The organism is Microbacterium sp. (assembly GCF_044508325.1).
In the GTDB taxonomy this organism is placed as follows: Bacteria; Actinomycetota; Actinomycetes; order Actinomycetales; family Microbacteriaceae; genus Microbacterium.
In genome coordinates this window covers 144,073-168,012 of the sequence record NZ_JBIQHX010000004.1, presented here as the reverse complement: position 1 = coordinate 168,012, position 23,940 = coordinate 144,073, and the positions used below count along the sequence as shown (strand labels likewise).

The 23,940-nt window shown below is 70.8% G+C and carries 21 protein-coding genes and 2 pseudogenes; 11 read left to right on the top strand and 12 right to left on the bottom strand.

Features of this window, described 5'->3' with window-relative positions; genetic code table 11:
• A pseudogene (locus tag ACIWQI_RS05185) lies at positions 1-369 on the bottom strand (ATP-dependent helicase); the annotation flags it as partial.
• Between the two features lie 224 nt (positions 370-593).
• Between ACIWQI_RS05185 and ACIWQI_RS05180 the strand changes: the two are divergent.
• The gene (locus ACIWQI_RS05180) at positions 594-1,514 is read left to right on the top strand and encodes an aldose 1-epimerase family protein (protein WP_396656054.1); all 921 of its coding nucleotides are present in this window, start codon (positions 594-596) and stop codon (positions 1,512-1,514) included.
• 94 nt (positions 1,515-1,608) lie between these two features.
• A pseudogene (locus ACIWQI_RS05175) lies at positions 1,609-2,244 on the top strand (DUF998 domain-containing protein); the annotation flags it as partial.
• A gap of 101 nt (positions 2,245-2,345) precedes the next feature.
• On the opposite strand, the gene ACIWQI_RS05170 reads toward ACIWQI_RS05175, so the two are convergent.
• The 3 genes from ACIWQI_RS05170 to ACIWQI_RS05160 all read right to left on the bottom strand — a co-directional run bounded on the left by ACIWQI_RS05170 (position 2,346) and on the right by ACIWQI_RS05160 (position 6,893).
• On the bottom strand, positions 2,346-5,573 hold the full coding sequence (locus tag ACIWQI_RS05170; protein ID WP_396656052.1) for an efflux RND transporter permease subunit: 3,228 nt from the start codon (positions 5,571-5,573) through the stop codon (positions 2,346-2,348).
• A 97-nt stretch (positions 5,574-5,670) separates the two neighbouring features.
• On the bottom strand, positions 5,671-6,630 hold the full coding sequence (locus tag ACIWQI_RS05165) for a DNA topoisomerase IB (protein WP_396656051.1): 960 nt from the start codon (positions 6,628-6,630) through the stop codon (positions 5,671-5,673).
• The gene (locus ACIWQI_RS05160) at positions 6,627-6,893 is read right to left on the bottom strand and encodes a Rho termination factor N-terminal domain-containing protein (RefSeq protein ID WP_396656050.1); all 267 of its coding nucleotides are present in this window, start codon (positions 6,891-6,893) and stop codon (positions 6,627-6,629) included. Before ACIWQI_RS05160 ends, ACIWQI_RS05165 begins: the two co-directional genes overlap by 4 nt.
• A gap of 166 nt (positions 6,894-7,059) precedes the next feature.
• On the opposite strand from ACIWQI_RS05160, the gene ACIWQI_RS05155 reads away from it, so the two are divergent.
• The gene (locus ACIWQI_RS05155; RefSeq protein WP_396656049.1) at positions 7,060-7,227 is read left to right on the top strand and encodes a hypothetical protein; all 168 of its coding nucleotides are present in this window, start codon (positions 7,060-7,062) and stop codon (positions 7,225-7,227) included.
• A 63-nt stretch (positions 7,228-7,290) separates the two neighbouring features.
• Here ACIWQI_RS05155 and ACIWQI_RS05150 read toward each other — a convergent pair whose 3' ends face one another.
• Entirely contained in the window at positions 7,291-8,046 is a 756-nt protein-coding gene (locus ACIWQI_RS05150) for a MerR family transcriptional regulator (protein ID WP_396656048.1), read from the bottom strand.
• 183 nt (positions 8,047-8,229) lie between these two features.
• Here ACIWQI_RS05150 and ACIWQI_RS05145 point away from each other — a divergent pair, with 183 nt between their 5' ends.
• Both ACIWQI_RS05145 and ACIWQI_RS05140 read left to right on the top strand, forming a co-directional pair.
• Positions 8,230-9,081 carry a DUF4097 family beta strand repeat-containing protein gene (locus tag ACIWQI_RS05145; RefSeq protein ID WP_396656047.1) on the top strand — a complete coding sequence of 284 codons (852 nt, stop codon included), beginning with the start codon at positions 8,230-8,232 and terminating at the stop codon, positions 9,079-9,081.
• Positions 9,081-9,692 (top strand): PadR family transcriptional regulator, encoded by a 612-nt coding sequence (locus ACIWQI_RS05140; RefSeq protein WP_396656046.1) that lies wholly within the window; start codon positions 9,081-9,083, stop codon positions 9,690-9,692. The genes ACIWQI_RS05145 and ACIWQI_RS05140 overlap by 1 nt, the downstream gene beginning before the upstream one ends.
• A gap of 116 nt (positions 9,693-9,808) precedes the next feature.
• On the opposite strand, the gene ACIWQI_RS05135 is transcribed toward ACIWQI_RS05140, so the two are convergent.
• A complete protein-coding gene (locus tag ACIWQI_RS05135; protein WP_396656045.1) occupies positions 9,809-10,369 on the bottom strand; it encodes a universal stress protein in 561 nt (186 codons plus the stop codon).
• 150 nt (positions 10,370-10,519) lie between these two features.
• On the opposite strand from ACIWQI_RS05135, the gene ACIWQI_RS05130 reads away from it, so the two are divergent.
• Complete coding sequence (locus ACIWQI_RS05130; RefSeq protein WP_396656044.1) at positions 10,520-10,702, top strand: DUF3073 domain-containing protein; 183 nt, start codon at positions 10,520-10,522, stop codon at positions 10,700-10,702.
• Between the two features lie 10 nt (positions 10,703-10,712).
• On the opposite strand, the gene ACIWQI_RS05125 is transcribed toward ACIWQI_RS05130, so the two are convergent.
• The gene (locus tag ACIWQI_RS05125; protein WP_396656043.1) at positions 10,713-11,948 is read right to left on the bottom strand and encodes a CynX/NimT family MFS transporter; all 1,236 of its coding nucleotides are present in this window, start codon (positions 11,946-11,948) and stop codon (positions 10,713-10,715) included.
• Positions 11,949-12,000: 52 nt separating this feature from the next.
• On the opposite strand from ACIWQI_RS05125, the gene ACIWQI_RS05120 reads away from it, so the two are divergent.
• From ACIWQI_RS05120 to ACIWQI_RS05110, 3 genes are all read left to right on the top strand, one after another.
• A complete protein-coding gene (locus ACIWQI_RS05120) occupies positions 12,001-12,891 on the top strand; it encodes a LysR substrate-binding domain-containing protein (protein ID WP_396656042.1) in 891 nt (296 codons plus the stop codon).
• A gap of 63 nt (positions 12,892-12,954) precedes the next feature.
• On the top strand, positions 12,955-14,109 hold the full coding sequence (locus ACIWQI_RS05115; protein ID WP_396656041.1) for a CaiB/BaiF CoA transferase family protein: 1,155 nt from the start codon (positions 12,955-12,957) through the stop codon (positions 14,107-14,109).
• A complete protein-coding gene (locus ACIWQI_RS05110) occupies positions 14,106-15,302 on the top strand; it encodes an acyl-CoA dehydrogenase family protein (protein ID WP_396656040.1) in 1,197 nt (398 codons plus the stop codon). The genes ACIWQI_RS05115 and ACIWQI_RS05110 overlap by 4 nt, the downstream gene beginning before the upstream one ends.
• Before the next feature lie 20 nt (positions 15,303-15,322).
• On the opposite strand, the gene ACIWQI_RS05105 is transcribed toward ACIWQI_RS05110, so the two are convergent.
• Entirely contained in the window at positions 15,323-16,129 is an 807-nt protein-coding gene (locus tag ACIWQI_RS05105) for an SDR family NAD(P)-dependent oxidoreductase (RefSeq protein WP_396656039.1), read from the bottom strand.
• A 132-nt stretch (positions 16,130-16,261) separates the two neighbouring features.
• Here ACIWQI_RS05105 and ACIWQI_RS05100 point away from each other — a divergent pair, with 132 nt between their 5' ends.
• Positions 16,262-16,582 (top strand): hypothetical protein, encoded by a 321-nt coding sequence (locus ACIWQI_RS05100; RefSeq protein WP_396656037.1) that lies wholly within the window; start codon positions 16,262-16,264, stop codon positions 16,580-16,582.
• A 44-nt stretch (positions 16,583-16,626) separates the two neighbouring features.
• Here ACIWQI_RS05100 and purF read toward each other — a convergent pair whose 3' ends face one another.
• A complete protein-coding gene (purF, locus tag ACIWQI_RS05095; protein ID WP_396656036.1) occupies positions 16,627-18,105 on the bottom strand; it encodes an amidophosphoribosyltransferase in 1,479 nt (492 codons plus the stop codon).
• Between the two features lie 5 nt (positions 18,106-18,110).
• On the bottom strand, positions 18,111-19,241 hold the full coding sequence (gene purM / locus ACIWQI_RS05090) for a phosphoribosylformylglycinamidine cyclo-ligase (RefSeq protein ID WP_396656035.1): 1,131 nt from the start codon (positions 19,239-19,241) through the stop codon (positions 18,111-18,113).
• A gap of 77 nt (positions 19,242-19,318) precedes the next feature.
• On the opposite strand from purM, the gene ACIWQI_RS05085 reads away from it, so the two are divergent.
• A complete protein-coding gene (locus tag ACIWQI_RS05085; protein WP_396656034.1) occupies positions 19,319-19,927 on the top strand; it encodes a zinc-binding alcohol dehydrogenase in 609 nt (202 codons plus the stop codon).
• Between the two features lie 12 nt (positions 19,928-19,939).
• Here ACIWQI_RS05085 and ACIWQI_RS05080 read toward each other — a convergent pair whose 3' ends face one another.
• Positions 19,940-20,329 (bottom strand): potassium transporter Trk, encoded by a 390-nt coding sequence (locus ACIWQI_RS05080; protein ID WP_396656033.1) that lies wholly within the window; start codon positions 20,327-20,329, stop codon positions 19,940-19,942.
• Between the two features lie 38 nt (positions 20,330-20,367).
• Positions 20,368-23,844 (bottom strand): HtaA domain-containing protein, encoded by a 3,477-nt coding sequence (locus tag ACIWQI_RS05075; protein ID WP_396656032.1) that lies wholly within the window; start codon positions 23,842-23,844, stop codon positions 20,368-20,370.
• Positions 23,845-23,940 lie beyond the last annotated feature (96 nt).

The window sequence follows — 23,940 nt, the reverse complement described above, 5'->3', positions numbered from 1 at the left end:
GAAGGTGCGGCGCGGCCGGTCGTCGTAGTCCCGGAGCGGCCGGGCCTGGTCGACCCGCCGAGGGCGGGCATCCGCCCGACGACCTCGTTCCTCCCCCGTACCAAAAGTCGGGTCGGAAACGCGACTCGCCGGGCGACGACGGTCCCCCCACGGCGTGTCGTGTGCTCGCCCCGACTTTTGGTCCGGGCGGCCGCGCGCGGCATCCCTTCCGGCCTTCTCCTGTGCGGTCCAGCGGCGCTTGGGCGCGGCATCCCGCTCGTCCGGGCGATGGCCGCGATGCTTCGGGCTCTTGCTGCCGGGCTTGTTGCGGGCGTACCGGGGATCGAAGTTCTGGGCGCGGCCGGCGGCCGGCTTCCTGCTCTTGGGCATGGGTGTGTCCTTCTGGGTTGTCTCGCACGAGAACAAACCCGGACATCCGTCGGCCGGGGCCATTCACAGTGATTTCTGTCGCCGAGATCCGGCGCTCACATCGGCCCCTGAGACTCACAAACCCATCCGCGAACGCGTCGCGGTGTCTCCAGCCGACCGTCACACTCTATCGATCCCACCTGGGAACTCGCCTGCGCGCGCCGGTCGCGCGGTACCGTGTCACGATGACCGATCGCATCGTCGGCGAGCCCACCGGCATCCAGTTCCATCTGCATCGCGGCGCCGTCGCGGCGCACATCTCCCAGGTCGGCGCCGCGCTGCGCGGCCTCACCGTCGGCGGCGTCGACATCGTGCCGCCATATCCGCTCGGCACGCCGGCGCCGTCCTGTTCGGGCGTGGTGCTCGTGCCCTGGCCGAACCGCATCCGCGACGGGGTCTGGACCCACGAGGGGCAGCAGCAGCGCCTCGCGATCACCGAGCCGGAGCGCAGCAACGCGATCCACGGACTGCTGCGCTACACCCCCTACGACGTGGCGCTTCGCACCGACAGCACGCTCGAGCTCACCGCGACGGTGTTCCCGCAGCTCGGGTACCGGTTCCAGCTCGACACCCTGGTGCGATTCAGCCTCACCGACACCGGCGTGGACGTCGCGCACGAGCTGGTCAACACAGGAGGGGATGCCGCCCCCGTCGCCCTCGGAGTGCATCCCTTCGTCACGATCGGCGACGTGGACCCCGGCGAGCTCGTCCTCGCGCTGGCGGCGACGGAGCACTTCCCCGTCGATGATCGGCTGCTGCCCGGCGATCCGGAGCCGGTGGACGGCACGCCCCACGACCTGCGTGACGGGCGGCGCCTGGCCGACGTCGAGCTCGACGACGCGTGGGGCGGTGTGGTGCATGACGCCGACGGTCGCGCGCGGCACACGGTGACCGCGCCCGACGGGCGTCGCGTCGTGCTGTGGGCGGGCCCGGGCTTCGACTACGTGCAGGCGTTCACCACGACGTCGTATCCCGGTCAGTCGCGGGCGCTGGCCATCGAGCCGATGACCGCCCCCGCCGACGCCTTCAACTCGGGGCGGGGTCTGCGCCGGCTCGAGCCCGGCGAGTCCTGGAAGCTCGAGTGGGGCATCGCACTGGAGGGCTGACGGCACGGCATCACGTGCCGTCGAATCGGCCGAACCGGGCGGCTCGGCGGTCATCAACGCGACTTTTCGGGTGACTTCGGGTTAGATCGAGGTGATGGCTTCGGCCGTCGTGCTGGGGAGGCGAAGATCAAACCCGGCGCTGGCGAGATGGTGGAGGGGCCGGGGGCCTGGGGGATCCGCCGTCCACGTGGCGCCCCGAGCACCGCGCGCCGATATGACCTCGCTGACACTGATCGCCACACCGCCCCGCCTCGCGGCGGCCATCGCCGCCGTCCTCTCCGGGGGCACCCTGCTCTCCATCACGACGACGCGGGCGACCGAGTGGTGGCAGCTGCACTTCAGCGAGCTCGGCACCGCCGACGACTTCTCCGGGCACATCTTCAACGCAACGCTCGTGATCACCGGGATCCTCATCGCCGTGTTCGCCACCCGCGTCCATGCCGACCTGCGCATGCTCCACGCGCTGCTGCGCACCCGACCGTCGCGCACGCTGTACGTGCTGCTGGTCTCGGTCGGCGTGCACATGCTCTGCGTGGGGCTCATCCCCCTGAACGCCAATCCGTTCCTGCACGATCGCGCCGCCTCGGGGATCATGGGATCCTTCCTCGGAGTGCTCGGCATGGTGATCGCACGGCGCCGGCACATCGCGCCACGGTTCGTCCGTCTCACGGTCGCGATCGGCGTCGCCTTGCTCACCGCCTTCTCGGTCTTCCTGGTGGGCGCCATCAACCTCGCGGCTCTCGAGTGCATCGGCTTCACCCTCATCTTCGTGTGGGTGGGCGCGTTCACCCGCAGTCTCGCGCAGCGCCTGCGCGGGCCGGAGCTGCCGTCTCAGCGGCCGCGACGAGTGCGACGCGTCTGCTGGACGGGCGGGAGCGCCGGGATGCCGTCGGCGACGGCGGACGCGGGGGACCCCGCCGACGCCGCGACGGGGCCCGTGGGCGGCGCGACCTCGCCCGCGGTGTCCACCGCAGCGCCGGAGCGCTTCGCGCCGCGCCGCTCCCTCGCTCCCTCGACGAGGTTGTACAGGGTGGGCAGCACGACGAGCGTCAGAAGCGTCGACGAGATCAGTCCCCCGATGACGACGATTGCGAGGGGCTGCGAGATGAACCCGCCGTGCCCGGTGATCCCGAGCGCCATGGGCGTGAGCGCGAAGATCGTCGCCAGCGCGGTCATCAGGATGGGACGCAGCCTGCGGGAGCCGCCGGCGATCGTGGCGTCGTGCGCCGACAGACCCTTCTCGCGGTACTGGTTGACCAGATCGACGAGCACGATGGCGTTGGTCACGACGATGCCGATGAGCATGAGCACGCCGATCAGCGAGGCGACACCCAGCGGCACCCCGGTGATGATCTGGAGCAGGATCGCGCCGGTGGCCGCGAACGGCACCGAGATCAGCAGCAGCAGCGGTTGGCGCAGCGACTTGAACGTCGCCACCATGACGATGTAGACGATCAGGATCGCCGCGAGCATCGCGATCCCCAGCTGCGCGAACGCGTCGGTCTGCTGCGAGAGCACCCCGCCGACTGCGGCGTCGGCACCGGTGGGCAGCTCGGTGTCGGCCAGCCCCTCGGTGACGGCGGCGCTGGCGGCGGTCAGGTCGTCGGTGGCCGGGGTGACGGTCACCGTCGCGGTGCGCTGCCCGCGCTGCGTGGTGATCGAGGTGGGGCCCTCGCTCTCCGCGATGGTCGCCACCTCGTCGAGCCGGATGAGACCGGCCGCCGACGCGATCTCGAGCGCCTTCAGCTCGTCGATCGTCTGCGGCACGTCCGCCGCCTCCAGGTACACGGTCACACCCGTGCCGTCGAGTTCCACCGTGCCCACCTGGCGCGGCTGCATCGTATTCGACACGAGCGCCCCGACAGCGACCTCCGAGAGCCCGAGCGCCGCCGCCTCGTCACGGTCGACCGTGACGGCGACGTACGGGAGCGACGCCGCCAGGTTCGAGGTCACCTGACCGATCCCGTCCCGCCCCTCGAGGGCGGCCACGACGTCGTCGGTCGCCTCCTGCAGCGTCGCGGCGTCCGGCGCGGTGACATCGACCTCGATGTCGGTCGAGCCGAAGCCGCCCCGGCCGGCCGAGACGGTCACGGTGCCGACATCCTCCAGACCGTCCACGGCCTCCTGCACGTCGGCGCGGATCTGCTCCTGGTCGGCGGACGGGTCGGTGGTGATCGAGTAGGTGATCCCCGCGCCGCCGCCTGCGAACGCGTCGGCGAGCGGCGAGCCGGTCGACCCGATCGTCGTCTGCACGGTCTCGATGCCGTCGACCGAGAGCAGCACCTCCTCCACCTGCGCCGCGGCCGCGTCCTCGGCCGCGAGACTGGATGCCTGGCCCAGCTGCTGCGACACGGTGAACGTGTTCTGTCCCGAGTCGCCCAGGAAGTTCGTCTTCATGAACGGGGCGACGGCGATCGTCCCCGCCAGCACGAGCACGGCGAGCAGCACCGTGGTCCACGAGTGCTTGAGCGTCCAGGTGAGGATCGGCAGGTACGCGCGCTGCAGGCGCGACGGCGGCGCGGCCGGATCCTGCGGGTCGATCTCGGTGCCGTGCTCGTCGAGAAGGGGCTTGCCGGGCCGCAGGAACCAGTAGGCGAGCACCGGCACGATCGTGAGCGCCACGAACAGGGACGCCGACATGGCGATGGTGACGGTGAGGGCGAACGGGCGGAACAGCTCACCGGTCATGTCGCCGACGAACGCGATGGGAAGGAAGACGGCGACGGTCGTGATGGTGGATGCCGTGATCGCCGCCGCGACCTCGCGGACCCCGATCAGGATCGACGCCCGCTTGTCGGCTGTGCCGATGTAGTGGCGCTTGATGTTCTCGATGACGACGATGGAGTCGTCGACGACGCGCCCGATCGCGATGGTGAGGGCGCCCAGGGTGAGGATGTTCAGGGAGTAGCCGAAGGCCTGGATGCCGATGAAGGTGATCAGGACGCTGGTCGGGATCGAAATCGCCGTGACGAGCGTGGAGCGCACCGACATGAGGAAGACCAGGATCACGAGCACCGCGAACACGAGCCCGAGCAGGCCCTCCTGGGCCAGCGCCTCGATCGACTGCTGGATGTAGGGCGCCTGGTCGAAGACGACGGTGAACTGCGCATCCGCGCCCACGGCGTCCTGGAGGTCGGGGATCGCCGCGGTCACCAGGCGCGAGACATCCACCGTGTTGGCGGCCGGGAGCTTCGTGATCGAGATCGTCAGCGCAGGCTCGCCGTCCACGCGCGAGATCGAGGTGACCGGATCCTGGCCGAGGCTCACCGACGCGACATCGGCGATCGTGACCGTGCCCTCGGCGAACTGCGCGGCATCGGCCGGCACCAGCGGCAGGGCGGCGATCTCGTCGACCGAGGTCAGCTTCGTCCCGGTCTGCACCGTCAGCGTCTGATCTGCCTCGGTCACGGTTCCGCCGGGGAACAGGACGCCGTTCTGATCGAGCGCGTCGGTGATGGCGGCCTGGGAGTATCCGGCGTCGGCGAGCGCCTCCTGGTCGGGCACGATGACCACCCGCTGCCCCTGACCGCCCAGCACCTGCGCGGCGGCGACGCCGTCGATGTCCTCGATGTCGGGGATGACCGCCGTCTCGAGCCGGTCCTGGATGGTCTCGGCGTCGTCGTAACCGGTGACGGCCAGGGCGATGACCGGCAGGTCGTCGATCGAGAACGAGATGACGTTGGGCTCCACCGAGTCGGGCAGCTGGCTCTCGATCCGGTTGATCGCCTGCAGGATCTTCTGCTCGGCGGTGGCGAGGTCGGTGCCGTAGGTGAAGGATGCCTGCACGATCGACGCATTCGTCGTGCTCGTGGCGGTGGTCGACTCCAGGCCGGGGATCCCCTGGATGGCCGACTCGATCGGCGTGGACACGTCGTTGCTGACGACGTCCGGTGAGGCGCCCGGGTAGGTCGTCAGGATCGACAGCTGCGGGAACTCGATCGAGGGGATGAGCTCCTGCTTGAGGTTGACCAGGGCGATGCCGCCGAACACCGCGGCGACGATCGTCACGAGGGCGATGAGGGCGCGGTTCTTCAGGCTCAGGACGGCGAGGTTCGACACGGGTGCTCTCAGACAGGGTGACGACGGGCTGCCGCCGGCGCGGCTTCGATACAGAAGCGTATCGTCGCCATTCTCCCATGGCGGCGCGCCTCGGCAGTCACCGGCCGGGGGTCAGCAGCGCCCGCAGTGCGGACTCGGCGGAGATGTTCAGGTCGAGCACCTGGCCGTCGCGATATCGCCGGAAGATGCGCGGGTCGATGTACGAGCCCCGTGCCACCGCCGGCGTGTTCCCCAGCAGCTCGGCGGTCGCACGCACCGCGAGCAGCTCCGCCTGCTTGCGGTCGGTCTTGCGGTCGACAGGGCCGATGCGGGCCAGGGCCGCCGCCGCGGTCACCGTGCCGCGCAGCGTTCGGAAGTCCTTCGCGGTGAACCCGCCGCCGGTGAGGCTGCGCACGTGCGCGTTGACCTCCGCCGGGGTGAGCGCCACCCGCCGCCTGCCCGACTGCCAGGACAGCAGCGCCGAGCGCGGGCGCCCCTCGGCCAGCATGGCCATGACTCCGGCGAGGTCGGCGTCGTCGAGCTCGATGAGCTGGCGCTTTCCGCTCTTGCCGGGGAAGGTCAGCGAGACCAGCGGCGTCTCCACCACGGCGTCGCGACGCTGCAGCGTGGTGAGTCCGCGGCTGCCGTGCCGCGTGAAGTAGCGCTCCGAGCCGATCCGGGGCGCCGCCGTGTCAAGAAGCCGGAACGCCGCCGCGAGCACCCGCTCGCGATCCAGTCCGTCCCGCCGCAGAGCCGTGGTGACCTGCGCTCGGGCAGCCGGCAGGGCGGCCGCCAGCGCCAGCATGCGCCGGTACTTGCCGCGATCCCTCCCGGCCGACCAGCTGGGGTGATACAGATACTGGCGCCGGCCGGCGTCGTCGACGCCGACGGCCTGGATGTGTCCGTCGGCGTGGGTGCAGATCCACACCTGCTTCCAGGCGGGCGGTATCACGAGGGCGTCGATGCGTGCCCGAGCGCGCGCCGGTGCCGGCCGCCCCTTCGCATCGACGTATCGGAATCCGGAGCCGGCGCGCACGCGGCGGTAGCCGGGATCGTCGTAGGGCCGAACGCGCCTCAATGGTTGCGCAGCATCGAGATCAGCTCGGACTTCTTCTTGCCCGAGTACCCGTGCAGACCGAGATCCTTGGCGCGCTTGCGCAGCTCATCCACCGTGCGGTCTTCGTAGTCCTCGGCCTTCCCGCCGCGGCGGCCGACGCTCTTGCGTCCCTCGTTGGCGGCGGCGTTGGAGATCCGCGCGGCCTTCTCCTTCGAGGCGCCCTCGTCACGCAGCTCCTCGTAGAGCTCGCGGTCCTTCAGATTCGATCCGCGTCGTCCCGGCATGGCGACTCCTTTCGTCGCGATCGACGGTAGGCGCCCCGGCGTGGCGAGGTGAGGGGCTTGACAACGCGGAAGGCGGCGTAGCATCGCCGATCAGCGCCCGTCAACCCCTCGGCACCGCGGTTGCGCACCCCCTAGCGTGAGAGGCGCCAGGCGGAAGGAGCAACACATGAACCTCGCCCTGATCATCATCATCGTCGTCGCGATCATCCTTGCGATCGTCGGCGGCCTGAACACGGCGCTGAACTGGCTGCTGTGGGTTGCGATCGTCGTGGGCGTCATCGCCCTGATCGTGTTCCTCTTCCGGGTCATCACCGGAGGACGCTCGCGCACGTAGGCGCGCGCGGGGGAGGATGACGGATGCCGTGACCGGGGGGCCACGGCATCCGTCTTCCTTTCTCTACAGGTTCGCATCTGCGTAGGCGTGCAGGGCGTCGCGGACGAATTCCGCGCCCTGGACGCCACCGTAGTTCGCAGCGAAGCGCGGGTCGGCGACGTACATGTCGCCCAGCCCGGTCACGTATCCCTTGATGTCGCCGCCGGAAGCGGCGGGGGTGCCGGGGATGCCGGCCAGCCACTCGACGTGGCGGCGGGCGAGGTCCTGCGCCTCGGCGCTGTCGGGTGCCAGGCCGCCTTCGGCCGCGGCGATCCAGTCGACGCCGAGCTGCCGGGAGCGGGCCGTGAAGTCATCCCTTCCCTGGGCGCTCAGGCCGCGCCACCACGCGTCGCTGCGCGCATAGGCGTCTGCGCCCCAGCGCTGCTCGACCTCGTCCTTGTACTGCGTGTGGTCGAAGCCGTCGAACATCTCCTCTGCCATGAGCTGTTCACCTCCTTTCAACGTGTCGATGGTGTGCTCGACCGACGCGATCTGGCGCGTCAGCCGGTCCTGCTCCTGCCGCAGCCAGTCGAGGTGCGCGCTCAGCGCGTGCTCCTCGGTGGTCGGCCGGTCGAGGATCTCGGCGATCTGCGGCAGCGACAGTCCGAGCTCGCGCAGCATCAGGATGCGCTGCAGTCGCACGAGCGCCCGCTCGTCGTAGTGGCGGTAGCCGTTGCGGCCGACGCTCGACGGTGCGAGCAGCCCGATGTCGCCGTAATGCCGCAGGGTGCGACTGGTCGTGCCCGCGAGCTTTGCGATCTGCTGGATGGACCACTCCATCTCGCCCTCCTCTCTCCGTGTGCGCTCCACGCTAGAGGTTGACGCCGCGTCAAGGTCAAGCACACAGTTGCCCGCGCCGGGAATCCGGGCGAGGACGAAACTCTTTGACACGATCGCGATATATCGTGTTATGCTCGCCACACGCGATATATCGCGATCAGGACTTCACACAAGGGAGATCCCATGACCATGGAGAAGTGGCTCATCCATCCCGGCGACACCCGCGTCATCGACATCGAAGACGTCCGTCGCCTCAAGATCAGCCTCGTCGGCGGCCAGGTCGACGTCGTCGCACATGACGAGCCGGGGGCCCGCATCGAGGTGCACGGCGTCACCGTCAAGGACCTGCGCGTCGAGGTGACCGGCGACGTCGTCGAGATCGATCACCCGCAGCTGCGCTGGGACAACTTCCTCGAGGTGTTCCGCAACTTCGGCGCAGGCGGCCCCAAGGCGGAGATCAGCGTCGCCGTGCCCCGCACGGTCGCACTCACGCTCGGCGTCGTCAGCGCGAGCGCGCTCGTCTCGGGCCTGCAGACCGATGCCCGACTGAACACCGTCTCCGGCGACATCATCGTCGACGGGATCACCGGGAACCTCTCGCTGAACGCCGTGTCCGGTGACATGCAGATCCGCGAGCTCGTCGGGAACCTCAACGCGAACACCGTCTCGGGCGACCTCGCCGCCACCGGAAGGATGCGCAAGGCGGTCGTCGACTCGGTCTCGGGTGCGATCCTCATCGATTCGGGCGGCGACGTCGACCAGATCAGTCTCAACTCGGTCAGCGGCAGCACCACGGTGCGACTCGATGAGGGCCTGCCGGCCAATTACGTGGTGCGCAGCGTGAGCGGGCGCGTGCAGATCGACGGCGTCGTCCGCTCGGGCAAGGGCACAGGGCCCACCACCAACTACTCCGGCTCGACCGGCGTGCTCAGCGGCTCGTTCGCCGACGTGCGCGCCAACTCCGTCTCGGGCGACATCACGGTGCTGCGCAACCCCGTCGCCGCGCCGGCGACGCTCGACGAGGAGGAGTGGTGATGACCCCCGTCTTCTCCCACGGCGATCTGCGCCTGTATCTGCTGAGCCTGCTCGACGAGGGGCCGCGCCACGGGTACGACATCATCCAGGCGCTCTCCGACCGCACCGGCGGCACCTACACCCCCAGCGCAGGCACGATCTACCCGCGCCTGGCGAAGCTGGAGGAGGAGGGCCTGGTCACCAAGAGCGTCGACGGCCGCAAGACCGTCTACGCGATCACCGATGCCGGCCGCGCCGAGGTCTCCGCACGGGCCGCCGATCTCGAGGGCATCGAGGCCGACCTCGCCGACTCGGTGCGGCTCATCGCCGACGAGGTGCGCAGCAGCGTGCGCGAGGCGATGAAGAGTCTGCGAGCCGACCTCGCCGCCACAGCCGGCCAGCAGCGCGAGCAGAGCACGCGCCACACCGCTCGGGAGGACGACCCCCGGGCACGCAGCCGCGAACAGCTGCACATCGCGGACGCCGCGATCAACGAGTTCCGCGCCCGGGTCCGCAGCGACCTGCGCTCCCACGTGGCCCGCGGCGGTGAGCTTGCGGCATCCGTCGTCGACGATCTCGTGAAGGCGCTCGACGAGGCCGGGCGCAACGTCACCCGCGCACTGCGAGGCTGACATGCGCGCCCCCGACCCGGAAGACGACGCCCCGAGCGAGGCGCGTGAGCCGGAGCCGCCGGATCAGCGCGATGAGACCATCCGGCGCACCGGACCGATCCTGATCCTCCGGTGAGTCACTCGGGCCAGATCGACTCGTCGTCGGGCACCGGCTCGCCGAGCGGGACGACGAGGATCGGCCGGTGCTGCCGGTGGGCGAGCCGGGCGGCGACCGATCCGGTGAAGAACTCGCGGATCGACTCGCCCAGGCCGCGTTTGCGGGTGCCCACCACGATCAGCTTCGCATCGATGCGATCGGCCAGATGCTTGATCGCCAGGGCGGGGTCGCCGACCAGCTGCTCGAGGGTCCACTCGACATCGCGGCCCTCGAGCACAGCGGTCGCCTCGGCCCGCACGACCTCCAGGTCATCGCCGCCGGGATTGACGTGCAGGTCGATCGGCGCCGAGTGGACATAGCCGTCCGGATCCTCATAGGTCACGAACCGCGTGACGTCCACGTTGACCACGACCAGGCGGGTGCCCAGCAGCCGCGCGTATCGCGCCGCTTCCTTGAGCACGCGGGGCGATTGCTCCGGCACCACGGCGGCCACCACAGACCCGCGGAAGCGGGTCTCGTCGAGGTCGCTCGCGGCATCCAGACCGCCCGCGGCGCCGTCGTCTCGTGGGTCGTCCGTCATCCTCCGCGCCCTCTCCGCACCGGCCGGTGAAAGTCTCGGGTGCAAGGCCCCGTGCTATCCTGAATGCTACTCTTACCGGCCACCGAGCCGGATTCGTGAACGCGCGGGAATGCCGATACCCGCAGCTAGAAACTCATGAGGGGGTTACGCATGGGGCGTGGCCGTCAGAAGGCGAAGAACACAAAGATCGCCCGCGAGCTGAAGTACGACACGCAGCACGTCAACCTGGGTGCGCTGGAGCGCGAGCTCGCCACCCCGAGCGACGGGGACGACCTCTACGTCGACCGCTGGGCGGACGAGTACGCGGACGAGTACGAGGACGAGAAGGCGTAGCGCTCCGGTCTCACCAGGCGCCGTGACGGCGCTCCCACTCCTGTTCGACCGTGCGGGGACGTGACGCGACCACGCCGACGGGAACGATCAGCACAGTCATGACCGCGAGCATGAGCAGCGGCACCGTCCAGCCGTTCGCCCCCGCGCCGGTTACTTCGTGCAGCAGGCCGAACGCCAGCGGAATGGTCGCGGCGGCGGCATAGCCCGCCGACTGCGCGAAGCCGCTGAGGGCGACGGCGGTCTCGTGCGACCGCGTGCGGACGCCGATCAGCACCAGCACGAGCGGGAACAGGGTAGGAAGGCCCAGCCCGAGCAGGCTCACCCAGAGCCACGGCAGGACCGTCGGCACCGCCATCAGGCCGAGCAGTCCCAGCGTCCCCGCCGCGATCGCCCAGACGAACAGCGGGCCGATCCGGCCCACGCGGCGCACCAGCAGGGGCACGAGCAGCCCGAGGGGCAGTCCCATTCCGCCGAAGACGGCGAGCAGCACCCCCGCGGCGGCATCGTCGAGGCCGGCGACATCGGTGAGCAGCTGCGGCATCCACATCGCCATCGTGTAGACGACAGCGGACGACGATCCGAAGGCCATCGCGAGCGCCCACGCCATCGGGATGCGCGCCATGCGGCCGAGGGCGGAGACGTCCGGGCCGGTGACGCGCGCCTGGCCACCACGCCCGCGCGCGACGAGACCGATCCATGGGATGAGCGCGACGACGGCGAGCACCGCCCACACGCCCAACGAGACGCGCCAGCCGCCGGCGATCGCCACCGGCACCGCCACCAGCGCCGGGGCGAACACGGCGAAGGAGAGCACGGTCGTGTAGATGGCCGTCATCAGGAAGAGGCGGTCGGGGAAGTAGGCCTTCACGAGCGGGGGGAGGAGCACATTCCCGACGCCGCATGCCGCGAAGATCAGCACGGTGGCGACCAGCAGCAACGAGGCGTCCTGGGCCAGCGTGCGCCCCAGCATCCCCACCGCGGCGACGACCAGAGCGGTGAGTGCCAGCCGCTCGAGCCCGAATCGGCGCTCGAGGGCGGGGGTCAGCAGGCCGAAGATCGCGAAGCAGACCGGCGGAACGCTGCCGATCACGCCCACGACCCACGTCGGCACATCGAAGTCGGCCTCGACGCGGGCCAGGACCGGGGAGAGGGATGCCACGGCCGACCGCAGCGAGAATGCCAGCAGGACGACGCCGATCACCGCGAGCGCGCGACCGCGCCAGAGGGGTCGAGGGGCCGGGCTCACCCGGCAAGCCTAGGCGCCGCGCCCGGCGGGCGGTGCGCCTATGCTTCGTTCGATGGACGTGCACAGGGCCCGCGCCTTTCTCGCGGTCGCCGAGGAGCTGCACTTCGGGCGCGCCGCTCAGCGGCTGCACATCGCCCAGCCGCCGCTGAGCCGGATGATCAAGTCGCTCGAGGCGGAACTCGGCGCCGAGCTGTTCGAACGCAGCCCGCGCCGGGTCGCACTCACCGCCGTCGGTGAGGCGCTCGTCCAGCCGGCGCGTGAGCTCGTCATGCAGTCCGAGCGCATCGCACAGCTCGCCCAGCGCGTCCGGCGCGGCGAGACCGGACGGATCCGGCTCGGCTTCGCCGGGGCCTCGGTCAACATGATCGTCAGCGACGTCGCCCGGCGATTCCGCCGAAGCCGCCCGGACATCTCGCTGGAGCTGTACGGATCCCAGCTGTCGCAGCCCGGGCTCGAGAATCTGCGCTCGGGGGCGCTCGACGCCGTCATCGGGCGGTGGGACGCCCTTCCGCGCGACGTCGACTCTCGGGTGATCGCGCACGAGGAGCTGCTGATCGCCGTCGCCGAGAGCCATCCGCTGGCTGGCAGGCCGAGCGTGACCGCGGCCGACGTCGCCGACGAGCCGTGGATCGTCCTTCCCGGCGGCGGAGGCGCGACGCTGTCGGCGCGGCTGAATCAGCTCGCGATGCGCGGCCGATTCGTCCCCCGGGTGGTCGAGACCGCGGTCGACTCGGCCACACAGCTGCTGATGGTGGATGCCGGAGTGGGGGTCGCCCTGACATTCTCGGGCGTGCGCGAGAGCATCCCCGTGCACTCCGTCGTCTACCTGCCGCTGTCGCCGAGCCTGGGAGCGGTCGAGGTGCGGCTGGCCTGGCGGCGCGAGGACCCGAACCCGGCCTTGGCGGCGCTCGTCGACGTCATCCGGGAGCCTTCGATACCGTGACGGTATCGTCGGGCGTCGAAATCGGTCCTTCAGCTTATCGTCGGGCTCCCGCACACTGGACACATGCGCCTTCCTCTCGACGGCATCCTGGTCGCCGACTTCAGTCGTGTCCTGGCGGGGCCGCTCGCGACGACCATGCTCGCCGATCTCGGTGCTCGCGTGATCAAGGTCGAACGTCCCGGCTCAGGCGATGACACGCGGTCGTGGGGCCCGCCCTGGACCGAGAACTCGGCGGCCTACTTCGAGAGCGCGAACCGAGGCAAGGAGTCTGTGCTGCTGGATCTCGCCGATCCTGCCGACGTGGAGCTCGCCCGCGAATTGGCTCGGCGCGCAGATGTCCTCGTCGAGAACTTCCGCCCCGGGTCGCTCGCCCGGCACGGACTCGACTACGAGCGGGTGCGGGCAGCCAACCCCGGCGTGGTGTACTGCTCGATCACCGGATTCGGCGCCGGCGGCGGGGCGCACCTGCCCGGCTACGACTTCCTCGTGCAGGCGGTGGGCGGTCTGATGTCGATCACCGGCGACCCCGACGAGGCGGGCGGCACGCCCATGAAGGTGGGCGTCGCGCTCGTCGATGTCCTCACGTCGAAGGATGCCGCCACCGGCATCCTCGCCGCCCTCCATGCCCGACAGGCGACCGGCCGCGGGCAGCGGGTCGAGGTGAATCTGCTGTCGAGCCTGCTGGGATCGCTCGTGAACCAGGCGTCGTCGTACCTCACCACCGGCGCCGCCCCCGCCCGGATGGGCAACGCGCACCCGTCCATCGCGCCGTACGAGCTGCTGCCGTGCGCCGGCGGATCGGTCGCGATCGCCTGCGGCAACGACGGTCAGTTCCGCCGGCTCGCCGCGGTCCTCGGCGACGAGACGCTCGCCGACGACGAGCGCTTCGCGACGAACGCCGCCCGGGTCCAGCACCGGTCCGCCCTCGTGCAGGCGCTCGGCGCCCTGCTGGCCGCAGGCGACGCCGACACCTGGGTCGCGCGTCTGGTCGATGTCGGCGTGCCCGCCGGCAAGGTCGGCACCGTCGCTGAGGGGTTCGCCCTCGCCGCCGACCTCGGACTCGACCCGCTCGTGGATGTCGGTCCCGGCGTCCCCGCGCAGGTGCGGCATCCCATCACCTATTCCGACACACCCGTCACCGAGTACACGGCGCCGCCGCGACTCGGCGAACACAGCGACGCCGTGCGCCGCTGGCTGCAGGAGGAGAACCGCCGATGAGTCACATCGACCCCATGTCGCTGCCCGCACCCGATCCGGCCGACCCGGCCGCTCTCGACGAGCTGCTGACCGACGACGAGATCCAGATCCGCGCCGCCGTCCGGCAGACTTTGGACGCGGTCGCCGAGCCGTACATCGCGGAGTGGTTCGAGCAGGGCGGCATCCCGAACATCCGCGAGCTGACCCGTGAGCTCGGCTCGCTCGGGGTGCTGGGCATGCACCTGGACGGCTACGGGTGCGCGGGGATGACCGCCACCCAGTACGGCCTCGCGTGCCTGGAGATCGAGGCGACCGACTCGGGCCTGCGCTCGCTGGTGTCGGTGCAGGGGTCGCTCGCCATGTTCGCGATCTGGCGGTGGGGCTCCGAGGAGCAGAAGCAGGAGTGGCTGCCCCGCATGGCAGCCGGCGAGGCGATCGGATGCTTCGGCCTCACCGAGCCCGATGTCGGCTCCGACCCCGCGGCGATGAAGACACGTGCCCGTCGCGACGGCGACGACTGGGTCATCGACGGGCGCAAGATGTGGATCTCGAATGCGCCCTTCGCGGACGTCGCCATCGTCTGGGCGGGAACCGAGGAGGGGGTCCGCGGGTTCGTCGTCCCCACCGACAGCCCCGGGTTCTCCGCGCCCGAGATCAAGCACAAGCTCTCGCTGCGCGCTTCGGCCACCGGCGAGCTGGTCCTCGACGGCGTGCGGCTTCCGGCATCCGCCATGCTCCCCGAGGCCCGCGGCATGAAGGGCCCGCTCTCGTGCCTGAACGAGGCCCGGTACGGCATCGTGTGGGGTTCGCTCGGCGCCGCCCGGTCGAGCCTGGAGGCGGCCCGCAGCTACGCCCGCGAGCGGGAGCAGTTCGGTCGGCCCATCGGCGCGTTCCAGCTCACACAGCAGAAGCTCGCCGACATGTCGCTCGAGTTCATCAAGGGCTACCTGCTCGCCCTCCACCTGGGCCGCCGCAAGGACGCGGGGCTGCTGCGCCCCGAGCAGGTCAGCATCGGCAAGCTCAACAACGTGCGCGAGGCGCTCGAGATCTGCCGCACCGCGCGCACGATCCTCGGCGCCAACGGCATCTCGCTCGAGTACCCGGTGATCCGGCACATGAACAACCTCGAGTCCGTCCTCACCTACGAGGGCACCGTCGAGATGCACACCCTGATCCTCGGTCAGCTGCTGACCGGAGAGGCCGCCTTCCGCTGACGCTCCGGCTCCTCACCGCCTCACGGGGACGGGTCCACCGCGCGCTCCTCGTTGATGGAGTTCGCGCCGTCGACGGTGATGAGCTGGCCGGTCAGGTACGACGCGCCCTCGCTCGCGAGGAACGCGATCACATGGGCCACCTCGTCGGGAGTGCCCGGCCGCCCGATCGGCGTCGCCCGGCCCATCGCCCGTTCACGGTCGCTCGACGAGGCGGTTGCGATCCAGCCGGGGGCGACAGCGTTGACGGTGATGCCTGCGCGCACCACATCGAGGGCGACCGACCGGGTCAGTCCCAGCATCCCGGCCTTGGCGGCGTGGTACCCGACGTCGCCGGAGTAGGCCTGGACCGGGCCGGACAGCGACGCGACGTTGACCACCCGGCCATACCCGGCTGCGCGCATCGGGGTGATCGCCGCCTGCGTCATCAGGAAGGCGGTCGTGAGGTTCCGTTCCAGCGACGCGTGCCAGGCGCCGAGCGTCAGCACGTCGATCGCGCCCGGCTCGTCGGGGTCGGACACCGACGTCATGCCCGCATTGTTGACGAGCACGTCGATCCGCCCGAAGGCCTCGATCGCGGCTCCGATCACCCGCTCGACATCCTCGGTCCGGGTGAGGTCGGCGACGACGCCCACCGCCTCGGCCCCTGCAGCGCGCAGCTCCGCGGCCCGCGCGAGCACACGATCGGTCGTCGCCGTGACCAGGACGTGCATCCCCGCGGCAGCGAGTCGGCGCGCTGCGGCGAAGCCGATACCGGCGTCGCTTCCGGCACCGGTCACGATGGCAGCGCGCGGGGTCTCGGAGCGCGGCGGTGCTGCTCGTCGGGGCATCGTCCTCACTCTAGGTGACGGGACGTCCGGCTGCCCCCGCCCGTGGTGCCCTCAGCAGGTCTCCTCGTCCGGGCACGGGAACCACCAGCAGTCCTGCACCGAGCTGACCGGGTCGATCATGACGAGCTCGGTGTGGCGTCGTCCAGTCGTTCTGCGGCCGCCCGCAGCATCCGCCCGTTCATCCTGGCTTCGCTCGGGAGCGGGGGCCGGCTCGCATCCGCGCTCGCACTGAACGACGCCGCGATCGCGGACTCTCTGCGGGAGCTGCTCCGGGCGGGTGCAGCGGATGGGATCCTCAAGGTCGGCGATGTCACATCGGCCGCCGACGCCATCCTCGGGGCGGTGCTCCTGGCGGTGCTCGGCTGGGCCAGACGCGATGACCGACCGGAGGTGCAGGCGTTCGCGAGCGGTCTCGCAGGTCAGCTCATCGACGGCCTCCGCCTCGATCCCTGAGATGTTCAAGCTCGGCGGACGGCTGCGCCGAACGCGGACAACCCTCAGCTCGCGACGACGTCCTCGACCCACGCGAGGTACTCTTCGGTGACCGTGCCGGTGACGTAGCGGCCGTCGAAGCAGCTCATGTCGAGGTCCTCCACGTCCGGGGTGCCCTCGAGGATCGCCGCCTTGAGGTCGTCGATCTCCTGATACACGAGATGGTCCGCGCCGAGCTCCTCGGCGATCTCAGGGATCGTGCGGCCGTGCGCGACCAGCTCCTGCCGCGACGGCATGTTGATGCCGTAGACGTGGGGGAACCGCACCGGCGGCGCCGCCGAGGCGAACGTGACCGAGAGGGCACCGGCATCCCTCGCCATCTGGATGATCTGCCGGCTGGTCGTGCCGCGCACGATCGAGTCGTCGATCAGCAGCACATTCTTGCCCTTGAACTCGCTCGACATCGCGTTCAGCTTCTGCCGCACGCTCTTCTTGCGCACCGCCTGCCCGGGCATGATGAACGTGCGCCCGACGTACCGGTTCTTGTAGAAGCCTTCGCGGTATTCGATGCCCAGCTTGCGGGCGACCTGCATCGCCTGCGGCCTCGCCGAGTCCGGAATCGGCATGACCACGTCGATCGATCCGGGCGGAGTGTGCTTGGCGATCGTGTCGGCGAGGCGCTCACCCATGCGCAGGCGGGCCTCGTAGACCGAGATGCCGTTCATGATCGAGTCGGGGCGGGCCAGATACACGTATTCGAACGAGCACGGCACCAGCTGCGGGCTCTTCGCGCACTGGCGGGTGTGCAGCTTCCCGTCGACGGTGATGAACACGGCCTCTCCGGGCTCGACATCCCGCACGACCTCGAAGCCGGCGTTCTCGAGAACGAGCGACTCGCTCGCGACCACCCACTCGTACCCGCCGCTTCCGCTCCCCGAGCCCGTCGCGGGGCGCGTCCCGAGGATGAGAGGCCGGATGCCGAAGGGGTCGCGGAAGGCCAGCAGACCGTACCCGGCGATCAGCGCCACCGCCGCATAGGACCCCTCGACGCGCTCGTGCACACGGGCGACGGCCTCGAAGACCTGGTCGGGGTCGAGCTCGAGACCGGAGATGGTGGCCTGCAGCTCGCCCCCCAGCACGTTCACGAGCAGCTCGGTGTCGGAACTCGTGTTCAGGTGCCGGCGATCCTTGTGGAACAGCTCGTCGGTCAGCTCCCGGGTGTTGGTGAGGTTGCCGTTGTGGACGAGCACGATGCCGTAGGGCGCGTTGACGTAGAAGGGCTGCGCCTCCTCTTCGCTGGACGCGACGCCCTGAGTCGCGTAGCGCACATGACCGAGGCCGATGTTGCCCAGCAGCGACCGCATGTCGCGGGTGCGGTATGCCTCGCGCACCTGGCCCTTCGCCTTGAAGAGGTGGAACACGCCGTTGGCCTCGGACGTGGAGATGCCCGTCGAGTCCTGCCCGCGATGCTGCAGCAGCAGGAGCGCGTCGTAGATCTCCTGGTTGACCGGGCCCTGCCCGACCATTCCGACGATGCCGCACATGGGTCTTACTTCGCTCCCGCTTCCGGATACGCGCCGACCAGGCGCACCGCGCCGCCGTCCACGCCCTTGGCGCCCTCGGCGAAGTCGCCGTCGGAGCGCACGCCGTCACTGACCGTGCCGACCCGCCAGGTCGCGATTCCGGCACGCGAGAGAGTGGATGCCACGGCCTCCGCCGCGGCTTCGGTCACCACCGCGAGGAATCCGACGCCGAGGTTCCAGGTGCCCTCGGTGGCGGTGAGCTCGAGTCGGCCGGCGTCGGCCAGCACGCGGAACACGGGCGGCGGCGACCAGGTCGACCGGTCGACCTCGACCCAGGTTCCCGACGGCAGCACGCGCGCGAGGTTGGCGGCGATCCCGCCTCCGGTGACGTGGCTGAGTGCGTGCACGCCGTCGGCCGGCGAGCCTGCCGAGGAGCCGATGAGCTCGAGCAGCGGGCGGGTGTACAGCCGGGTCGGCTCGAGCAGCGCCTCCCCCCAGGTCGTGCCGAAGTCGGCCGCGTGCTCGGAATAGCGGATGCCCGCGCCGGCGACGATGTGGCGCACCAGCGAGTATCCGTTGGAGTGCAGTCCGCTGGAGGCGAGGGCGAGCACGGCGTCGCCGGAGCGGACGCGGTGGGCCCCCAGCATCCGATCCGCGTCCACGACGCCCGTGGCGGCGCCGGCCAGGTCGTAGTCGCCGGGCCCCAGCAGCCCGGGGTGCTCGGCGGTCTCGCCGCCGACGAGTGCGGTGCCGGTCTGCTCGCACCCGGCGGCGATGCCGCGGACGAGGTCGGCGATGCGCTCGGGCACGAGCCTGCCGCAGGCGATGTAGTCGGTCATGAACAGCGGCTTGGCGCCCACGACCACGATGTCGTCGACGACCATCCCGACCAGGTCGAGCCCGACGGTGTCGTGCTTGTCGATCGCCTGGGCGATGGCGACCTTTGTGCCCACGCCGTCGGTGCTGGTGGCCAGCAGCGGCTTGACGAAGTCCTTCAGGGCCGACGCGTCGAAGAGCCCGGCGAATCCGCCGACCCCGCCCTGGACCTCGGGGCCGTGGGTGCGCCGGACCGCCGACTTCATCAGCTCGACGGCGAGGTCTCCGGCGGCGGTGTCGACGCCGGCTGCGGCGTAGGGATCGTGGGGGGCTTGTGCCACAGGCCAAGCCTACCGGCGGCGACCCTGGGCGGACGCCGCGAGCGGGGCGGTCACACCCCCGGCCTACAATTGTCGGCATGGTCGGCGGCACGCCCGAATGGGTGATTCGCGAGGACGCGGGGCAGCCCGTGATCCTCGCGCTGTACCTGCGCCAGGTGCTCGGAATCCGCTCGCCCGACGAGCTGCCGCATCTGCGCGGCATCCCGCCCCGCACGATCGACCGCGACGAGCAGACGCAGTCCCTGCTCGAGCGGCAGTGGCGGGAGTACTGGGCGATGACCGTCGAGCCGCAGGCGCATCCGTCCCAGGTGCCCCTCGACCTCGTCGACGGCTTCGAGACGCTGGTGGCCCTCCCGGTCGAAGGCGCCGAGGTCCTGCGGGAGGCCATCGCCCCGCACGCGGTCGAGGCCGTGGCCTACTCGCAGTCCGTCAACGCACGCTACGCGAAGGATGCGGCGGCCAAGCCCGGCGTCTCGTACCGGGCCTACGCGAGCGCGATCGCCGAGCACGAGCGTCAGGTGGGCCGGCGGGCGCACTCGTTCGAGCTCAACGTGCAGGTCCTGCCGCTGACGCAGCGGGGGGTGTGGTGGATCGGTTCGCTCACCATCGCCGTCACCGACGGACTGCGCGGCGACGTCGTCGCCTTCGACGCGGCGATCCACCCGATCATCGCGGAACTGGCGTAGCCGCCGTCGACCTCAGTCGAGCGACTCGACGGTCTTGTGGTCGACCTCGACCGGCGTCGCGCGGCGGCTGGAGACCTTGTCGAGGATCAGGGCCACACCGCCTCCGACCAGCAGGCCGACGGCGACGCCGACCAGCGCGAGGAATCCGAAGACCTGGCCGTCGGAGTACACCGCTCCGTTGTCGGCCGGCCGGTCGTTGCCGTTGAACGCGAACGTCAGGATCATCGCGACGAACACGCCCAGGGCAGCGCCCAGCACGAGGAAGATGCCGTAGCGAGGGGAGCGGCGGATGGTGGCGTGCTCGAGGCGATCGCTGATCGCCTCGAGGTGCTCGGGGGATGCGGGTGCGTCCGCGTTCTCGGGGGTGGGCGCGTTCTGGGGGGTGGGCGCCGTGTCGGCCATGCCTCCATTGTCCCACCCCCGGCGCGCGGGTGGTGCGTTCAGGCGCTCGTCCCCTGACGGCGCCGCGAGATCACCATGACCGTGACGCCGGCGGCGACCAGCAGCAGCACTCCGCCTCCGACGATCCACGGCCACAGGGGCGCCTCCTGCGCGCTGATCGGCGTGACCGCTGCACCGGCCGCAGCCGCCTCTCCGCCTTCGGCCACGGCCGCCGGCGCGATCGCGCAGTCGCCGCTGACCGGGATCGTCGCGGTCACCGGGTCGAACTCCTCGCCTGCCGGATAGGTGCCGAACGCCGCAGCACCGGAGTCGGTCAGCGTCGCCGGCGCACCGTCGATCGCGATGACGCCGTCCACCGCTGCGGGCACGGCGAACTCGGCGAAGCGGACGTCGGTGGCGTCGACGGAGGCACCGTCCTGGGTTTCGCCGTCGATGTCGAACACGATGTACCCCGTGCTGCCGGCGAGCTCGATACGCGCATTGCGCAGCGTGGTGTCGAGGGTGCCCTCATGTCCCGTGAACCGGAGCGCGCCGCCGAACTCGACGAGCCCGGCGCCGGTCTCCGGATCGACCGACCCGCTGCCGTCACTCCACACATACTCGGGGAACTCGTAGACGATGCCGTCGAGCTCCCACCCGCCGTGGGCGATCCCCTCGACGTAGCTGCGGAACGACTCCTTGTATCCCCAGCGCAGGGTCGCGCCCTCGACCGAGCACTGGCCGGCCGCGGTGGTGGCGCGAGCGAGGGTGAAGGGGATGCCGAGGTCCACCGAGCCCTGGAAGGTGAGGGTGTGGGCGCCGTCGGCGAGCGTGGCCGGCAGCGACCCTGTCCATGTCGCCGTGCCCGAGGCATCCGCCGCCACCGTGCCGAGCAGCACCGGCGTCGAGTAGACGACGACCTTGATCCCCTGCTCATTCGCCGTGAAACCGGAGGCGGACACCGTCACCGACTCTCCCGCTTCCAGCGCCGCGAGGGTCGCCGCGTCCAGCTCGATGCCCGCGGTGGCCGGCGGGGCCGGCGGGATCTGCGTCGTCTTCATCGCCGCGGCGGCGGCGACCGTGCCGGACCTGCCCGAAGGCGCCGACGCCGGTGAGCCGATCGTGAACGTCACCGGGTTCAGCGTCGTGTCGTAGCCGGCGAGGACCTGGCTCAGGCCGGCCGAGGTGAGCGAGGCCGGCGCGCCCGTGTAGGTGACGGCCCCGCCGGCGGACGTGCGCTTCGCCGCGGCGAGATCGAGGTTCGCGAAGTGCACCCGACTGCCGCCGCTGGTGACGTAGAGCGCCGCCCGGGTGGCCGAGGTGATGCGCACCTGCGGGTTCGCGACGGTGACATCGAGGGCGCCGCCGTGCCCGGTGAAGCGCACCGAGCCCGCATAGCCGACCGTGCCGGTGCCGGTCGACGGGTTGTACGTGCTGCCGCCGACCTGGCCGAACTGGAACAGTCCGTTCGCGCGAGTCGCTCCGCCGCCGACCGAGATGCTGCCCTTCGCGATGCCGCCGACCACGTACGAGGCGAAGCTCGACGAGATCGCCCAGCGCAGTGAGCCGCCGGGAACGGTGACCGGTGTGCTCGGCGTGCCGGGGGTCGTGCCGGGCTCCGTGCCGGGCTCGCTTCCGGGATCGGTCGGACCCGCAGCGCCGGTGACCGCCGCCCACTGCGCCTCCGTCACCGCGATGTCGGCCCGCGCGAGGATCGTCTCGGCCGTCGGGTTCGTATGGGTGCGCCACACGATCAGCTCGTACTGCCTGGTCGGGTCGAGCGCGTCCGCCGGCGCGACGACGGTCTGATCGAATGCGCCGTCCACGAAGATGCCGGGGATGGCCCAGTACCCGAAGGCGACGTAGCCTCCGCCGGAGGTCACGCCGTCCTCGGTGCCCTTCTCGATGATCGCGCCGTACGCTCCGGTCACCCCGGCGAAGCCGGCGCCCTGCGCCCGGACGGTGAGCCCGTCTGCCGAGGCATCGGTCACGGTGGTCGACAGCTGCGGCGCGGACGCGTAGTCGAGCGCGACGGACTGCTCCTGCGCGGCGTTGACGACGCCGCCGGCGCCGTACGTGTAGACGCCGTAGGTGCCGCCTGACGCCGGCGGGACGACGTCCTCGAGGGTCAGCTCGGCCGTGAAGGTGCCATCGGGTGCGAGCTCGACCCACTGCGCCCGGATCGCGCCCTGGTACTGGGGCGGAACCTGATCGAGCACGGATGCCGCCAGCGCCCACTTCTGCGCGCCCACGGCGCGGCTCGAGGACGGTGCGCCCGCAGAGGGCTGCCACACGTCGGCGAAGGAGCCGAACACGACGTACGTGCCCTGCGGAAGGGTGTTCGGGATCGGCACCCCGCGGCCGCCCACATTGGCGCCCGGGTCGTACCCCGACCCCTTCACGACGATCGTGTCACCCGCCTTCAGCGGGGTGTCGCCGATCGGCGTGATGCCGTCGTCCGCGAACACCGCGAGCACCGGCTCATAGACGGGCTCGGGCGCAGGCGCGGGCTCGAAGCTGAGCGGCGTGAACGTCTCGAACGGGGCGTGGGTCGCGCCGCTGCCGGGGTACGTGTAGATGCCGTAGTTCCCCCTCAGCAGGTCGTCCGCCTCGGATGCGGACACGAGGATGTCCATCGAGAACGAGCCGTCCGCCGCGATCGGGAAGCCGCCGTTGCCGGCGTTGACCGCGCCGCCGAAATCCGCCTCGGCGACACCCCACCGCTGCGTGATGACCGTGCGGGTGCTCCCCGGGGCCCCCTCCGACGGCTTCCACTCGTCGGCGAACTTGCCGAACACGACGTACGCGCCGCCGAAGCTGCCCGCCAGCGGCGGGCGCGTGCCGTCGGTGGACGGCGGGTCGGGAACGAATCCGGTTCCGGTCACCGTGATCGTCTCGCCGTCGCGGGCGAGGTCCGTCGTCTTCGAGACGGAGACGGACGGCGTCGTCACACCCGGCTCGCCGTCGCCCGGCTCACCGTCGCCCGGCTCACCGTCGCCGGGCGAACCGTCGCCGGGCTCACCGTCGCCCGGCTCACCGTCGCCGGGCGAACCGTCGCCGGGCGAGTTCGCGGCGACCGACACCGCGGCGAACGTGTCCAGCGACCGATCGGTGGCCGACAGCGCGTGAGCGGCGGAGGTCGCGACCTGGTAGGCGGCCTCCGGATCGAGGGCTCCCGCCGGGATGGTGAGCGTCGTCGTGAACGCGCCGTCGACGATCTGGGCGGGCTGCACCCACGACACGGCCACCCAGCCCGAGGACGGGTAGGCAGAACCGCCGGACCACACCGACGCCTCGCCGAACGAGACGTAGGCGCCGTCGGCCGCGCCATCACCGGTGAATCCCGAGCCCGTCACCGTGAGCACGTTCTCGACGGTGGGGTCCAGATCGGTCGCGGGACTGACCGTGATCGACGGGCCGTCAGCGGCGGCGGCCGGGGGCGCCAGACTCACCCCCGCCGCCACGAGGAGGCAGGCCAGGATCGTCGCGCCGAGGGAGCGGATGCGGTCGGACGCGGACGCGAGGGTGCTGTTCACAGTTTCTCCGGGGTGAGAGTCGAGTTAGGCTGGCCTAAACCCACGGTCACCGAACGTACGGCACGCGTACAGGGAACGTCAAATTTCAGGTTAGGC

Coding starts and splice junctions, on each gene's coding strand:
- ACIWQI_RS05180 (WP_396656054.1), top strand. CDS start 594: ATGACCGATCGCATCGTCGGCGAGCCCACCGGCATCCAGTTCCATCTG.
- ACIWQI_RS05160 (WP_396656050.1), bottom strand. CDS start 6,893: ATGCCGGGACGACGCGGATCGAATCTGAAGGACCGCGAGCTCTACGAG.
- ACIWQI_RS05155 (WP_396656049.1), top strand. CDS start 7,060: ATGAACCTCGCCCTGATCATCATCATCGTCGTCGCGATCATCCTTGCG.
- ACIWQI_RS05150 (WP_396656048.1), bottom strand. CDS start 8,046: ATGGAGTGGTCCATCCAGCAGATCGCAAAGCTCGCGGGCACGACCAGT.
- ACIWQI_RS05145 (WP_396656047.1), top strand. CDS start 8,230: ATGACCATGGAGAAGTGGCTCATCCATCCCGGCGACACCCGCGTCATC.
- ACIWQI_RS05140 (WP_396656046.1), top strand. CDS start 9,081: ATGACCCCCGTCTTCTCCCACGGCGATCTGCGCCTGTATCTGCTGAGC.
- ACIWQI_RS05135 (WP_396656045.1), bottom strand. CDS start 10,369: ATGACGGACGACCCACGAGACGACGGCGCCGCGGGCGGTCTGGATGCC.
- ACIWQI_RS05130 (WP_396656044.1), top strand. CDS start 10,520: ATGGGGCGTGGCCGTCAGAAGGCGAAGAACACAAAGATCGCCCGCGAG.
- ACIWQI_RS05120 (WP_396656042.1), top strand. CDS start 12,001: ATGGACGTGCACAGGGCCCGCGCCTTTCTCGCGGTCGCCGAGGAGCTG.
- ACIWQI_RS05115 (WP_396656041.1), top strand. CDS start 12,955: ATGCGCCTTCCTCTCGACGGCATCCTGGTCGCCGACTTCAGTCGTGTC.
- ACIWQI_RS05110 (WP_396656040.1), top strand. CDS start 14,106: ATGAGTCACATCGACCCCATGTCGCTGCCCGCACCCGATCCGGCCGAC.
- ACIWQI_RS05105 (WP_396656039.1), bottom strand. CDS start 16,129: ATGCCCCGACGAGCAGCACCGCCGCGCTCCGAGACCCCGCGCGCTGCC.
- purF (WP_396656036.1), bottom strand. CDS start 18,105: ATGTGCGGCATCGTCGGAATGGTCGGGCAGGGCCCGGTCAACCAGGAG.
- ACIWQI_RS05085 (WP_396656034.1), top strand. CDS start 19,319: ATGGTCGGCGGCACGCCCGAATGGGTGATTCGCGAGGACGCGGGGCAG.
- ACIWQI_RS05080 (WP_396656033.1), bottom strand. CDS start 20,329: ATGGCCGACACGGCGCCCACCCCCCAGAACGCGCCCACCCCCGAGAAC.